Origin of the sequence: Kribbella sp. NPDC050470 (assembly GCF_044458365.1) — a bacterium.
In the GTDB taxonomy this organism is placed as follows: domain Bacteria; phylum Actinomycetota; class Actinomycetes; order Propionibacteriales; family Kribbellaceae; genus Kribbella.
The window spans coordinates 326,591-340,376 of the sequence record NZ_JBITHV010000010.1; the positions used below are offsets into that span (position 1 = coordinate 326,591).

A 13,786-nucleotide genomic window follows, 5' to 3' on the forward strand; every position below is an offset into this window, starting at 1 on the left:
GGTCTCGCACTAGGACGGTCGGCAGGCTCGAAGCGATGTCGAGCAGAAATCCGCTGACCGCACCGAACAGCTGGCGTCGTCCTACAGAGCGGTGAACCGATGCCAAGTCCGTCGACGGCCGCTCGTGCGCGATCGCTCGCCGTACGACGCCGACGACCGGCTCACCCCACAGTCGTTGCCGACGGAGGGCCCGCCCTGCTGCCGGCTCTTGGGGCGCGGGCAAGTCGCCGCGGCAACTCGAGGGGCTCGTCGGGTGGATCGTCGCCCCACACTGCGAATCGAGCGGCTTGCCGGCGGACGTGTTCGTCAGCTCGCCACTTCGAGCGGGTGGCCTCGGCTGCGGTTGCCGGCGCCGAGGTCGTGGCGGCTGGATCATCGCCCGCGGATGGCGGCGCAGGCACGGGCCGCGAACCACCCCGACTGAAAGCAAACTCCGCCTCATCCGGACTCTGCTCAGGACTCGACCCAGCCAGGCCCCGAGCAGGACGCGAACCAACCGAGCCCTGAGTAGGACGGGAAGCAGTCGGGGGCTGGGTAGGGCAGGGATCTGCGGGGGCGCAGGCGGGTGGGCGGAGACCCGCGGGGGCAGAGGCGGGTGGGCGGGCTTCGGTGGTGGGGCGGGTCGAGTGAAGGTTGGGTGGTGGGTCGGCCCAGGTGGGGCGGCTTACGTGGACGGTGCCGTCGGTGATGGTGATGGTCCAGTGGCCGGCGTGGAGGTCGATGTGGTGCCGGCGGCAGAGCAGGACCAAGTTATTGGTCGCCGTGCGGCCACCGTCGATCCAGGATGTCAGGTGGTGGGCGTCGCAGTGGATGGGTGGGGCGCCACAGACTACGCAGCCCTTGTCGCGTGCGTTGAGGGCACGGCGCATCGCGCGCGTGACGAGGCGTTCGGAGCGGCCGACGTCGAGTGGCTCGGAGTTGGACCCCAACACCAGCGGGATGATCTTGGCATCGCAGGCCAGGCGGCGGATCGCGGCCGCTGACAGCGCGTCGCCGTACACCAGTCGACCGGTTGCGTTCGCGGTGGCGGCTTTCAGGTCGTTGAAGTCGATGGTCACGGTGATGTTCGCCTTTGCGCCGAACCCGGGCACCCAGCCACCGTCGGCACCCGCAGTGCCCGCGTCGGCGGTAGCACCGGGGCGAGCGGCCTCGGTGTCGGAGCGGGCGCTGGTGGCGTCGGAGTGCACGGCGGTGGTGTCCGGGCCGGCGGTGGTGGTGCGGCTGGACGGGGTGGTGAGGTCCGGCGCGGTAGGCCGTCGTGGGTGGAAGGCGGTGTCGGTGGCGGCTGCGGCGATGATCAGCGCGGCGGTCAGGGCGTCGGCCTGGCGCTTGTCGCGGGGCCGTGGGTCCAGTTCGCCGTCGGCGCTCTTGTGGGGGCGGGCACCGGCGTGGGTGAGGGAGCGGAGGAGCTCGGCATTCTCATTGGCCAGGTAGCCACGGAACTTCACCCCGTTGTCGACGTTGCTCAGTGTCAGGGACTCGCGTGCATAGGCCTTGTGCTCGTCAGGTCCGGGACCGTCGGAGTCGAGAAGGTCGCCGATTTCCTTGCCGGCCTTGCGGAGCTCCGCAGGTGACAGATGGGCTGCCAATTCGACGAGCTGTCGCTCAGCCACCGAGAGGTCGTCCATCGGGACCCGCTTTGCGACGCGCTCGAGGGCACCGACGATCGCGTGGGCCTGGGCAGGACGCAGGGGACGCGCACCGATGTCGGCGGAGTCGCCCTTCGCACGCTCATCGGCGTCAGCGGGCTCGGAGCCGCCGGCACCGGTGTCGGAGGCGGCAGTGCCCGGAGCGCCGGCGTCGGAGGCGGTGGCGTCGGAGGCGGCGGTGTCGGGGGCGCTGGAGCTGGGTGTGGGGTTGGGGGTGGGGAGGGCGGCGGAGATCGTGGGGTACTTCGGGAGGGCGCGGGCCAGGCGGACGTCGCGGTGGGCCTCGGCGCTGTCGAGGCGGTAGCGGAAGGCGAGTAGGCGGGCGGTGTCGTGGGCGCCCAGCTCCTCGGCGTAGCCGATCTCCTCCAAGCCGGCGATCACGCGTAAGCGGTACGTCTGAAGGCGGACGAGCTCAGCTTCCAGCGTGTCGAGAGTTGACAGCATCTCGCTGCCGCTCATCGACCACACGGGCCGCTCACCCAGAAGCTCCATACAGCAACTCTAGGCAACCCAACCGACAGATTTCAAAGCCAGGAAACCCTTGTTTTCAAGGGATCGCAGTGACTCAGGTTGTCCACATCCGCGCACACTTGTGGACAACCGGCAGGTCGGAATGCGCTAGTTGCCCTCGGCACCGTAGTGCGCGCATGAGCCTGCGGGTTGGCCGGCGGTCAACGTGAGGTTGTGGACTGGAGATTGGAGGGTGTCGCGGAGTTGCAGGGTGTTGGGGGCGTGGTGGATTTGTAGGCCGGAGATGGTGATGGTTTGGATGGTGGGGTGGTGGGCGCCTGTGACCTTCGGGTCGGCGTGGTGGGTGTCTATCAGGATGGCGGCGGCGGTGAGGGCGTCGGCTTGGGAGTCGCGGAGGGTGATGTCTTCGATGCGGCCGCCGCGGTGGGAGTTGGTTTTGAGGCGGAGGGCGTGGTCGAGGTTGGGGCCGGTGAAGTGCAGGTCGCGGGCCAGGACGTTGCGGATACCGCCGCTGGTTTCGCTGCCGATGGTGACGGCGCCGTGGCCGGTGCCGAAGCGGCAGTTCTCGACGACGATGTTCTCGCAGGGTACGGCGACGCGCCGGCCGTCGGCGTCGCGGCCGGACTTGATCGCGATGCAGTCGTCGCCGGTGTCGAACGAGCAGCCGCTGATCACCACGTCGCGGCAGGAGTCGGGGTTGCAGCCGTCGTTGTTCGGGCCGCGGCTGTCGACGGTGATCCCGCGGACGACGATGTCGGAGCTCAGCACCGGGTGCACAACCCACATCGGGGCATTGACGATCCGGACATCCTCGATGCGGACCCGCCGGCAGCGGTACGGCTGGATGAAGCTGGGCCGGAAGCCGTGCCCTGGTTCGAAGTGACGCTCCTCGACGGGAACGTCGGCGGCGACCATCTCCAGCAGGCGGTTCCAGTCAGCGACCGGTTTCGTGTCGCGCCACCAGTTGTCCGTGGAGGCGCCGCCGTCCAGGGTGCCGGGTCCGGTGACGGCGACGTTGACTTCGTCGTACGCGTAGATCAGCGGTGAGTGGCTGAGGCACTCGATCCCCTGCCAGCGCGTCCGGACGATCGGGTACGACGAGGGGTCGGTGCGGAACCGCAGGGTCGCGCCGGCCGCGAGATGCAGCTCGACGTTGCTGCGCAGCCGAATCGGCCCGGTGACGAACGTCCCGGCAGGAACCACGACCCGACCACCGCTGAGTTCACACGCCCGAACGGCAAGGTCGATCGCATCCGAGCAGTCGGAGTCCGTCCGGGCGCCGTACTTGGTGATGAGGTGGTCGGTCATCCGGTGGGCTCGCGGAGCCGGAGGGCGTTGGCCAGCGGGACGGCGATGACCCAGGAGGGGTTCCAGGTGTTGGCGTGGCCGCGGCGTTGCCAGTGGGTCTGGAACACGGCTTCGCCTTGTTCGCCGGGGATCTGGAAGCCCCAGTCGCCGGGGGTGGCGGCGATGGTTTGGGAGAGGGCGTGGAGGGTGGTTTCGGCTGCTTGGGTGTAGTGCGGGTTGTCGGTGAGGTGGCCGAAGGTGTGGAGCTCCGCAGTGGGGAAGAAGACGTCCAGGTGGTGGTTCTGGACGCTGACTGTGGGCCAGCCGACGGCGTTGAAGTTGCGGGCGCGGAGCGGGGCGTCGAGGTCTTGTTCGGGGGACCAGACATAGACCCAGGTGAGGAGCCAGTCCGCGGCGACCTCGGCCCAGGAGGCGTAGAGGTCGTCGCCGGTCAGGCGGTAGAGCTCGTACGCGGCGAGGAAGTAGTACATCCCCGCTTCCTTGTCCTCGCAGGCCGCGTCCAAGGTGGAGCGGGCGAACGGCCGGTCGAAGGTCCGCGCGTGCTGCCCGTGGTAGCGCGTCAACCACGTCGTTGCCTCCGACAACAGCCACGAGTCGTCCAGTACGGCGGACGCCTTCAACGCAGCCAGGACACACGGGATGCCGGCCGCCGAGAGCGCGGTCGACGACGGAGTGCCGTCCAGGCGCCAGCCGATCGGGAACGTGCCGTCCGGGAGCAACGCCGTCCGGAGGAACTTCAAGGAGGCGACCAGCGCGTCCGGCCAGGACGGCGGCACCGGTTCGCCGCGGGAGCGGAACAGCGCGATGATCTCGGCCAGGTCGGCGATCGTCTCGCCGTACGCGCGGCTGGACACCATCGCGCGGCCGCCGGAGCGGAAGCTGGTCCAGCGGCGGCTGCCGACCTGGTAGGCGTTGTGCCGCAGGCCGGGGGTGCGCGTCGAACTGCCGGCCAGGTAGAACTCGACGGCCGCGCGGCAGCGGTCGATCCGGGTCCGGTCGCCCGACTCGAAGCCGAGCCGGGCGTCGCACCAGGCGAGCTTCAGCGCTTGGCCGGTCCAGCCGTACAGGAAGTGCCGGGCTTTGACGGGTCCGTTGCCGGCGACGTCGCTGAACTTGGTGTAGCCCGCGACCGTCCCGTCGCGGTACCACCGGTTGTCGAGCGCAACGGTCTTCCGCGCGATGATCTCGTCCAGGTCGAGCGGTGCCGCGCCCGGTGAGTCGAACAGCGATCGGCCAGTCCGGACGAGGTTCCGGAACGCGTGCCCGCGGAACTCCTGCGGACCCCAGTCGAACACCAACTGCTGGGTGTACACCTCACCGGGCAGCAACGTGAGGTAGCCGTCGTCGGTCGACTCGGTCTCGGCCTTGCTGACGTAGCGCACGTCCTGCTTGCCGTCGAACATCAGTGCGCCGCTCAACGCCGCGACCACTGGACCATCGCGGCGGATCAGGCCGAGCGAGCCATAGCGCACGAGTCCGTCGCCCGAACGGCGTGCGGCCGGACGGGAGAAGACGCTCAGCCAGCGACGTTCACGGCCGGCGCGCCACTCGAGGTTGACGCCGGGGATCGGCAGTCGGTCCTCCTCGGCGATGAAACCCCCGCCCGGCGCTGGGCCGATCCGCGGGATGGCGCGGGCCGGGTCCGCGGACGGGTTGTCGTTGTAGATCAGGCCGGGCAGCGTGATCTGGCAGTCGGTGAGCCGGCCGATGTCGAGCAGCAGGCCGACGGCGAGGTCACCCAGCCGGCGCTGCCCGGTGTTGCGCCAGCGCAGCTCGAGGTTCAAGCGGTCGGCGTCGTCGAAGGACAGGCGGACCTCGACGGCGACCGGGCCGGTGCGGCAGCCGGCTCGGTGCTCGCCGGGGCGGCGGGAGATCCACCAGCCCTCGGGCTGCATGGCGTTCGGCTGCCACGGGCGGCCCGCCGAGCAGGTCAGCAGTTCGGCAATCGGCCGCTCGACGTACGTGCTTGTGGTGGCGTGGCCTAGGTGGAGGACTACTCCAGCGGGGGTTCTGCGGAGTTCCGCGGTGCGGGTGCCGGAGACGAGAGGGGGCATCAGGCGGTCCGCCGGATCTGGATGGCCTGGTACTGCGTGCCAGGCAGGCGCACAGTCAGCGACTCCTCGACATTCTCGACTGTCCGGCGGACGCTGTGGTTCCAGACGTCCAGGACCTCCACCTGATAGGTCCCGGCCGGCAGGCTGAACGTGCGGTCCGGGAACTGGTGCTCACCGAGGTACTGCAGGTAGTAGCTCCCCGGTACGGCGAGCGTCGGAGCGTCCCGGTAGTCGTCGATCGGCTCCACGCCGTCAGGCAACTCGTCCAGCACCTCACGCAGCAACCGCAGTCGTTGTGCGGCCACACCGGTCGGCCGCACTCCCCCGTCGGACCACGGTCCGCTCGCGTGGTCGACGTACCACTCGCCGTGGGTCACATAGGCGCCCCGGACTGTCCCTTCCCAGATGCGGGTGAGCATCTCCTGGGCGGTCAGACTGGTGTCGGGAGTGGAGCCGTTGCCCTCGTAGCCGCAAGCATCCACGTGGACAGGCTTGTCGTAGTCGCGTCGTAGGGCGGACACGCCACGCAGGTTCTCCAGCGAGACGCTGAGGTGGGTGAGCCAGGGCACTCCGGGGTCGGCTGCCGCGTGGGCGGAGATGAGGTGCCGGCCGGAGTCGTACTCCGCGATCTGCTCGGCCACAGCACGTACGTCGGCAGTGTTCTCGATGCACCACGTGATGTTGCGGTACGCCGCGAGCCGACTGACCACCTCGGGAACGAACGAGTCGACCACGATCTCGGCGACCATGTCGACGGCCGAGAGATCCCGCACCTGCGCATCGACGGAGTCCGCCGAGGCGCACAAGCGGACGCGGTTGAAGGGTGACGCGGCCAGCGCACGGCACGCTTCAGGCCAGTTGTCTGGTGTCCCGAACCACGTGGTCGTCAGCGGGTGGTACGGCGTCCCGTCAGCAGACCGCAACGTGGTCCCGGAGCGACGAACCGGACCGCGTGTCGTCGCAGGGGTGCAAGTGAACACGCCCGACACAGCACCTGTGTAGCGCCAGGTGCCTTCCAGGCTTGGCATGAAGCGGATGAGCCACTGGTCCCCGTCGCGGAACGACTCGACATACGCGGAGTCGTCTTCATGATGGAACTCCATGGCGACTGGGCCGTCGACCTGAAGTTCCAGCAGCCCCCAGCGCTCTACATCTGTCATCGGGTGCCTCGCAGGGCTAGGTACGGGCGTGCCGGCAGCGGGATGCGGCAGCGGCCGGAGTAGGAATCAAGGGGTGTGATGGTCATGTCGAGGATGTCGATGAGCTCGAAGTTGTACGACGCATCCGGCAGCTCGAGCTCGACGTACGACGGCTGCCGGTCGCCCAGGTAGTGCAGCACGCAATGCTCCAGATCGACGTCACCGTTCGGCAACCGTGGAACACCGGCCATCACGTCCCGCAGGAAGGCGATCCGCGCACTGCTCTCGCCGTACAGCCGACCGCCGATCGAGATCCACGCGCGGGTCTCGCGGTCGACGAAGGACTCGCCGTGGCCGACGTACCCGCCGAGCGTCATGCCCTGCCAGAACCGATGCACGAGCTCGGCTGCAGTGAGGTTGCCCCAGCGGCGCCCGGCGTTGCCCTCGTAGCCGATCTCGTCGATCACCACCGGCTTCGGACAGGACCGCCAGGCGGCGACCTCGGCGCCGTCCCAGTGCTGCACGCTCTGGTGCGTGATCCACGGCTTGCCGAAGTCGTACGGCGTGAAGACCTCGTACATCTTGGTCCCGTTGTGGATCGATCGCAGCCGCTGGTACGGGTCGAATCGCTGCACCAGCTGCAGCAGCCGGTCCCAGTCCGCGATCGTCTTCTCGTGGTTGAAGTCGTACTCGTTCGACAGCGACCACCAGACGTTCCGGTACGCCGCCAGCCGGGCGACCACGTAGCGCAGGAACGCCTCGTCCTGCGCCGGCGTCATCCGGTCGAAGCCCCACACACCCCGGTCGTAGGGGTGGAACAGGATCAGGTCCGCCTGGATCCCCAGCGCGAGCAGATCCGCGACTCGGCCCTCGAAGTGCTGGAACCACTCCGGATCGAAGCGCCCGACGTCGACCGAGCCAGGCGTCGTCCCGGCGAACGGCAGCCGCTCCGGACGCATCCCCTCGGTCGGCAGCAGGCACATCCGCACCTTGTCGAAAGGTGCCGACCGCAACGAGGCGAGCGTGAGCTCCTGGATCTCCTTGGACTCGTACGTCCAGTGGTAGCAGGTCGTCCCGATGCAGTCGTAGCGCGTGCCGTCGGCGTACGCGAAGTGGTGCGCGCCGTGCGCCCCGACCGGCCCGTGGTTGCCGGGGCCGGGCGGGACGCACTCGAACGAACCACGCTGTCCGTCGAGCGCGGGGGCTGAGCTGGAGGTGACGTAGTCCCACCGGCCGACCCGGTCCGGCGAGAAGCGGGCCTTGTAGACCCCGTCCCCGTCGTAGAAGCCGTCGACGGTCACCACCCGGTTCCGGTAGCGGTACGACACCCGCAGTACGACGTCCGCGAACGGGTTGCCGTCCGACGGTCCGGAGTAGGTGACCTCGTGCAGCCCCCACTGCTCGACAGAACTCATGGAAGTCGGTCTCCCGCCTCGATCCACTCCGGGGAGAGGATCACGTGCTTGATGGTCTTGCGCAGGTAGGAGTACGCGACGTGCAGCCGCCCGTCGCGGGTCTGCAGCAGCGTCGGGTACGAGTACCCGAACTCGTTGTCTCGGTACTCCTCGTCCTGCACCTGCAGGTTCCGCCAGTACGGCCAGGTCGCGCCGTCGTCCTCGGACAGTGCCAGCGTGAGCGGAGTCCGCAGCGTCTTCCGCCGTACGCCGCCCTTGCCGTCCGGGACCCACCGGAACTGGTCCCGCTCGGCCGACGAGTCGTTGAAGACCAGGACCAGCCGGCCGTCGCCCAGCCGGAGCAGCTGGATCGCGGAGTTGTTGTTCGGCAGCGCGGTCCGCTCCGGCGCCGACCACGTCCGGCCATAATCCTTCGAGACCGACCGGTGGATCCGGTCCGCCGCCCGGCTGCGGAAGTAGCCGAGCAGCTCGCCCGGCGCGATCTCGACCGCGCTCAGCTGGACCTGTCCCAACCCTTCCGGCAGGTCGCCCGGCGTCCAGGTGCGGCCGCCGTCCGAGCTGAGCTGGACGACCGTGGTCTCACCGTTTTTGTCGCAGTCGTACGCCGGAAGCAGCCACTCACCGTTGCTGAGCACGACAATCGGGTTCCGGATGAAACTGCCGAGCCGGTCGAACATCACCTCACCCGGATCCCACGTGAGACCGCCGTCGTGCGAGATCCGGCGGATCACCCGCGACGTGCTCTGGTCGTGCGGCTCGTTGGAGGTGTGCAGCAACCACACCTCACCCGAAGGCAGCACGAACAGCAGCGGGTTTTGCTCGGACCGTTCCGGGTCCGCGGACAGCTGCTCGGGCGCGAGCCACTGAGAAGAGCCCGCGGGGAGGCGGGACAGCACGATGTTCGTGTCCGGCTCGCCCTCCCCGGGACCGTTGAACCAGGCACACAGCAGATCGCCCGCCGGTGTCTCCACGAGCGTGGCGGCGTGACTGTCGCCCGGATGCAGCGTCGGCAGCAGCGCTGAGTCTTCCCTCAGCACTCCGTCGAAGCGGGGATCGGTCACCATGTGAGTCCTGCGGCGGCCTGGGCCTTGATGTAGTTGGGGATGTCGAGCTGTTCGGCGACCTGCAGCGACGAGTCGACGTCCATGCCGTCGATCAGCACATGCTGGCGGAACACCTTGTACAGCGGGATGTCCCAGTACTCGGTGTTCTGGTAGTTCTTGACCACCGCGTTGTCGCCCCAGTACACGGCCGACGTGTCGATCCCGCGCAACTCCGGCAGCGCCGTACCGAACGCGTTGACGACCGCATCGGTCTGCAGCACCGCCTTGACGCCGTACGACGAGATCCGGGTCTGGATCTCCTCCGACACCAGGTATTTGACGATCTCGAGCGAATTCTCCTTGTGCGCCGACTGCGGCGGGATGAAGGCGGCCCGGGCGTTCGGCTGGTAGATCGCGGTGGAGCCGCGGGACAGCACCGGCATCGAGGTGACGCCGATCTGCACGCTCTTGGCCCACTCGGCGTAGTCCTCGGCGTCGTCCTCCTCGACGTACAGCGGGTTCAGCGCGTAGGCGTTCAGCTTCGACAGCGTGTGCACCGCCATCGCCAGGTGACCCGGGAAGCTCATGTCGCCCTTGAAGAAGTCGTCCACCGTGGTGAACGTGTTCCCCGGCAACTGCAGGAGCCGGTTCATGTTGTGGGCGACTTGCTTCCACTCAGCCGTGGTCAGGCTGACCTTGACGTCCTCCGGCGCCGGCTGCTCGCTGCTGCCGGGCACGAACGGGTACAGGCCGAGCTGGTTCAGCGCCAGGTAGTTGTCCGGGTGCTGCATGAAGCCCTTGTAGTGGTCGATCCCGTCCTGCCGGGTCAGCGACTTCGCGGTCTTGTAGATGTCGTCGTACGTCGACCCGACCCGGGGGTAGCGGATCCCGAACTTGTCGAAGATCAGCTTGTTGTAGAGCAGCACGTGCTCGTCGATGAAGACCGGGACGCCGTACAGGCCGCCGTCGGAGCGGGACTTGACCAGCTCGACCGAGCCCAGGTTCAGCGCGGACAGGTCGATCCCGGCCTGCTGCACCAGCGGGGTCATGTCCTGGACCCAGCCGAGCGGCTCGAGGTCGCGGTCGATCCGGGTCCGCGGGTCCTCGATGATCAGGTCCGGCACCCGGCCCGCCTTGGCGATGTCCTCGTACCGGATCGGGTAGTCCCAGGTCGCGTACTTGATCTTCACGGCCGGGAACTTGGCCCGGATCGCGTCGCCGAACACGGTGTCGAAGTACCGGGTCGCCTCCCGGCCGGCGTCGTCGCCGCCGAGCTCGAACGGCTTGAAGTTCACCGCGAAGATGAACAGCTCGTCGTCGGCCACCGAGAACGGCTTGCCGTAGCGGTTCGGGATGTCGACCACACCGGCCGCCGAGCGGGCGCCCGCGCGCGGGACGGCGGACGTGGAGCCGGTCGCCGCCGCGGTGGTGGCGGGCAGCGCGCCGCCGAGGGCGGCGAGGCCGCCGATCAGCGCGCTGTTGCGCACGAACCCGCGCCGGGACATACCTTGCTTGTCGGACATGCTGGGCCTTTCGTAAGGGGCGGTGGCATCAGGCCGAGACGGCGGCGCTGACACCCTTCAGGTCGAGCTGCTCGGCGAAGTGGCAGGCGACACGGCGGCCGCCGACCTCGCGCAGCTGAGGGACTTCGGTGCGGCAGCGGTCCTCGGCGTAGCCGCAGCGCGGGCTGAACGGGCAGCCCGGCGGCACCTTGGACGGGTCCGCGATCTCGCCGCGCAGCATGATGCGGGAGCGCTTGCCACGCGACGCGGGATCAGGATCGGGTACGGCGCTCAGCAGCGCCTCGGTGTACGGGTGCAGCGGCTTGCTGTACAGCTCGTCGGTCGACGCGCTCTCCACCAGCTTGCCGACGTACATCACCGCGACGTCGTCGGCGACGTGCTCGACGATGCCGAGGTCGTGGGACACGAACAGGTACGTGAGGCCGGACTCCTCCTGCAGGTCCTTCAGCAGGTTCAGGATCTGTGCCCGGACCGACACGTCCAGCGCGCTGACCGCCTCGTCCGCGACCACCAGCCGCGGATCGGTCGCGAGCGCCCGCGCGATGACCACGCGCTGCCGCTCACCACCGCTGAAGGCGTGCGGGTAGCGATGCGCGTACTCGGCTCGCAGCCCGACCCGCTTCAGCAGCTCGGCGACCTTGTCGTCGATCTCGTCACGCGTTCCTGCCTCCTGCACCCGCAGCGGCTCGGCGATGATGTCGCGCAGCGTCTTGCGCGGGTCGAGTGAGGAGTGCGGGTCCTGGAAGATCAGCCGGACCTCGGCGCGGTACGGCTTCAGCTCCTTCTCGGACAGCTTCGCCAAGTCCACGCCGTCGTACCGGATGCTGCCCGCCGTCGGCTCGTAGGCGCGCACGATGCAGCGGCCGAGCGTCGTCTTGCCGCAGCCCGACTCCCCCACCAGCCCGAGCGTCCGGCCGGCCTTGATCGACAGGTCGACCCCGTCGACGGCCTTCACCACACCACGGTTGCGGGCGAAGAACCCGCTGTGCAGCGGGAAGTGCATGGTCAGGCCTTCAGTGGTCAGCAGGTCGGTCATCGTTCCCCCTCGCCGTACAGCAGACAGGCGACGTCGGTGTCGTCGGCGCGCACCCGCGCCGGCACGGTCAGATCGCACTTGCCGGCCATGAACGCGTCGCACCTCGGGTGGAACCGGCACCCCGACGGGCGTTCGTACGGCGGCGGCACAGTCCCGCGTACGGCGGCCAACCGGCCCTGACCGCGTTGGCCGAGCCGAGGGACCGAGCGGACCAGCGCCTGCGTGTACGGGTGCTTCGGATCGCTCAGCACCGAGAGGGCCGGCCCGTGCTCGACCACTTCGCCGAGGTACATCACGGCCACCTCGTCGGCCACCTGCGCGGCGACGCCGAGGTCGTGGGTGATCAGCATGATCGCCATCCCCAGCTCCTGCTGGAGATCCTGCAGCAGGTCCAGGATCTGCGCCTGCGTGGTGACGTCCAGCGCGGTCGTCGGCTCGTCCGCGATCAGCAGCCGCGGCCGGCAGGCCAGCGCCATCGCGATCATCGCTCGTTGCCGCATGCCACCACTGAGCTCGAACGGGTACGAGTCGACCCGGCGCTTCGCGTCCGGGATGCCGACCCGGCCGAGCATCTCGATCGCCCGCTCCCGGGCCTCGGCCTTGCCGAGGTTCTCGTGCAGCCGGACCGCCTCGATGATCTGGTTGCCGACCGTGTGCACCAGGCTGAGCGAGGCCATCGGCTCCTGGAACACCATCGCGATGTCCGACCACCGCACCTCGCGCAACCGCTTGTCCTTCGCGGCCAGCAGGTCCAGCGGGTCGTCCGACGGCTCGTCGCCGTACAGCAGGATCTCGCCGCCGACGATCCGGGCCGGGCGCTCGACCAGGCGCAGGATGGACCGCGCGGTGACGCTCTTGCCGCAGCCCGACTCGCCGACCACGGCCAGCGTGCGGCCGCGCCGTACGGTCAGGCTGACGCCGTCGACGGCCTTGACCACGCCGTCGTCGAGCTCGAAGTGCGTCCGGAGGTCTCGGACTTCCAGGAGAGGTTGCACGAGGTCCTCCTACTTGTAGGGATCCGCGGCGTCGCGGAGGCCGTCGCCGACGAAGTTCATGGCCAGTACGACGACCACGACCGCGAGACCTGGTGTCAGCAGCCAGGGAGCGGTGGCGACCGCGCGGATGTTCTGCGCGCCTTCGAGCAGCACACCCCAGCTCACGGCCGGCGCCTGCAGGCCGAGGCCGAGGAAGCTCAGGCTGGTCTCGCCGAGGATCATCCGCGGCACCGCCATCGACACCGACGCGATGATGTGGCTGGCGAACGAGGGCACCATGTGGCCGACGATGATTCCGCGCTGGCCGACCCCGTCCAGCCGCGCGGCCATCACGAAGTCCTCCTCGCGCAGGCTGAGGAACCGGCCCCGGACGTCGCGGGCCAGCCCGGTCCAGCCGATCAGCGACAGGATCACGGTGATCGCGAAGTACCTGGTCAGTGGTCCCCAGCTGTCCGGCAGCGCCGCCGACAACGCCATCCACAGCGGCAGTGTCGGGATCGACATGATGAACTCGATGACCCGCTGGATCGCGTTGTCGATCGGCCCGCCGAAGTACCCGGAGATGCCGCCGATCAGGATGCCGAGCACGAAGCTCGCGGCCACCCCGACCAGGCCGATCGACAGCGACACCTTGGCGCCGTGGATCAACCGGGACAGCAGGTCGCGGCCGGACTGGTCGGCGCCGAGCAGGAAGAACGGGTCGCCCTTCGTGGTCGGGCCGATCAGGTGGATGTCGGACGGGATCACGCCGAGCACCTTGTACTCGTCACCGCGGACGAACAGGCCGACGTCGACGATCTTGTTCTTGTCGACGGTGAAGGTCTGCTCGAACGTCTCCTGGTCCCGGGTGGACGAGTAGCCGTAGACGAACATGCCGTGCTCGGTGGAGAGGTGCACCCGCTGCGGCGGCGCGTACGGCAGGGACGTGTGCGCGGAGTCGCTCGCGGCCGGCGCGAAGAAGCCGGAGAAGATCGCGATGAAGTAGATCGGGAGCAGCACGATCGCACCGATCAGCGCCAGCCGGTGCTTGCGGAACTGGCGCCACATCAGCCGCCACTGCGGCAGCGCGCCGTGGTCCCGCAGGCTCTTCACCACCTCGGGTTCGGCCTGCGGCGGCGGTGCGGGCTGCTCCTGGATTGTCTGAACCATCAGG

10 protein-coding genes are annotated in these 13,786 nt (G+C 68.9%); all 10 read right to left on the minus strand.

Annotation, left to right across the window (positions count from 1 at the left end):
* Positions 1 to 161: 161 nt before the first annotated feature.
* The 10 genes from ACIBGM_RS30695 to ACIBGM_RS30740 all read right to left on the minus strand — a co-directional run bounded on the left by ACIBGM_RS30695 (position 162) and on the right by ACIBGM_RS30740 (position 13,782).
* Positions 162 to 2,141, minus strand: coding sequence for a DUF222 domain-containing protein (locus ACIBGM_RS30695; RefSeq protein ID WP_396387502.1), 1,980 nt, complete (start codon positions 2,139 to 2,141; stop codon positions 162 to 164).
* Positions 2,142 to 2,267: 126 nt separating this feature from the next.
* Positions 2,268 to 3,428 carry a glycoside hydrolase family 28 protein gene (locus tag ACIBGM_RS30700; protein WP_396387503.1) on the minus strand — a complete coding sequence of 387 codons (1,161 nt, stop codon included), beginning with the start codon at positions 3,426 to 3,428 and terminating at the stop codon, positions 2,268 to 2,270.
* Complete coding sequence (locus ACIBGM_RS30705) at positions 3,425 to 5,482, minus strand: hypothetical protein (RefSeq protein WP_396387504.1); 2,058 nt, start codon at positions 5,480 to 5,482, stop codon at positions 3,425 to 3,427. The genes ACIBGM_RS30700 and ACIBGM_RS30705 overlap by 4 nt, the downstream gene beginning before the upstream one ends.
* Positions 5,482 to 6,642, minus strand: a complete 1,161-nt coding sequence (locus ACIBGM_RS30710; RefSeq protein ID WP_396387505.1) for a DUF5605 domain-containing protein — start codon at positions 6,640 to 6,642, stop codon at positions 5,482 to 5,484. Before ACIBGM_RS30710 ends, ACIBGM_RS30705 begins: the two co-directional genes overlap by 1 nt.
* The gene (locus tag ACIBGM_RS30715; RefSeq protein ID WP_360534356.1) at positions 6,639 to 8,036 is read right to left on the minus strand and encodes a DUF5060 domain-containing protein; all 1,398 of its coding nucleotides are present in this window, start codon (positions 8,034 to 8,036) and stop codon (positions 6,639 to 6,641) included. Before ACIBGM_RS30715 ends, ACIBGM_RS30710 begins: the two co-directional genes overlap by 4 nt.
* Positions 8,033 to 9,097, minus strand: a complete 1,065-nt coding sequence (locus ACIBGM_RS30720; protein ID WP_360534354.1) for a sialidase family protein — start codon at positions 9,095 to 9,097, stop codon at positions 8,033 to 8,035. The genes ACIBGM_RS30715 and ACIBGM_RS30720 overlap by 4 nt, the downstream gene beginning before the upstream one ends.
* The gene (locus ACIBGM_RS30725) at positions 9,094 to 10,602 is read right to left on the minus strand and encodes an ABC transporter substrate-binding protein (RefSeq protein ID WP_396387506.1); all 1,509 of its coding nucleotides are present in this window, start codon (positions 10,600 to 10,602) and stop codon (positions 9,094 to 9,096) included. The genes ACIBGM_RS30720 and ACIBGM_RS30725 overlap by 4 nt, the downstream gene beginning before the upstream one ends.
* Before the next feature lie 28 nt (positions 10,603 to 10,630).
* Entirely contained in the window at positions 10,631 to 11,638 is a 1,008-nt protein-coding gene (locus ACIBGM_RS30730; RefSeq protein ID WP_360534350.1) for an oligopeptide/dipeptide ABC transporter ATP-binding protein, read from the minus strand.
* Positions 11,635 to 12,633: an ABC transporter ATP-binding protein gene (locus tag ACIBGM_RS30735; protein ID WP_360534348.1), complete on the minus strand. Its 999-nt coding sequence runs from the start codon at positions 12,631 to 12,633 to the stop codon at positions 11,635 to 11,637. Before ACIBGM_RS30735 ends, ACIBGM_RS30730 begins: the two co-directional genes overlap by 4 nt.
* Before the next feature lie 9 nt (positions 12,634 to 12,642).
* Entirely contained in the window at positions 12,643 to 13,782 is a 1,140-nt protein-coding gene (locus ACIBGM_RS30740; protein ID WP_396387507.1) for an ABC transporter permease, read from the minus strand.
* Positions 13,783 to 13,786: the final 4 nt, after the last annotated feature.

Bases quoted from the DNA above. Each gene is read 5' to 3' on its own strand.
- ACIBGM_RS30740 (WP_396387507.1), bottom strand. From the start codon at position 13,782: ATGGTTCAGACAATCCAGGAGCAGCCCGCACCGCCGCCGCAGGCCGAA.
- ACIBGM_RS30710 (WP_396387505.1), bottom strand. From the start codon at position 6,642: ATGACAGATGTAGAGCGCTGGGGGCTGCTGGAACTTCAGGTCGACGGC.
- ACIBGM_RS30730 (WP_360534350.1), bottom strand. From the start codon at position 11,638: ATGACCGACCTGCTGACCACTGAAGGCCTGACCATGCACTTCCCGCTG.
- ACIBGM_RS30695 (WP_396387502.1), bottom strand. From the start codon at position 2,141: ATGGAGCTTCTGGGTGAGCGGCCCGTGTGGTCGATGAGCGGCAGCGAG.
- ACIBGM_RS30705 (WP_396387504.1), bottom strand. From the start codon at position 5,482: ATGCCCCCTCTCGTCTCCGGCACCCGCACCGCGGAACTCCGCAGAACC.
- ACIBGM_RS30700 (WP_396387503.1), bottom strand. From the start codon at position 3,428: ATGACCGACCACCTCATCACCAAGTACGGCGCCCGGACGGACTCCGAC.
- ACIBGM_RS30715 (WP_360534356.1), bottom strand. From the start codon at position 8,036: ATGAGTTCTGTCGAGCAGTGGGGGCTGCACGAGGTCACCTACTCCGGA.
- ACIBGM_RS30725 (WP_396387506.1), bottom strand. From the start codon at position 10,602: ATGTCCGACAAGCAAGGTATGTCCCGGCGCGGGTTCGTGCGCAACAGC.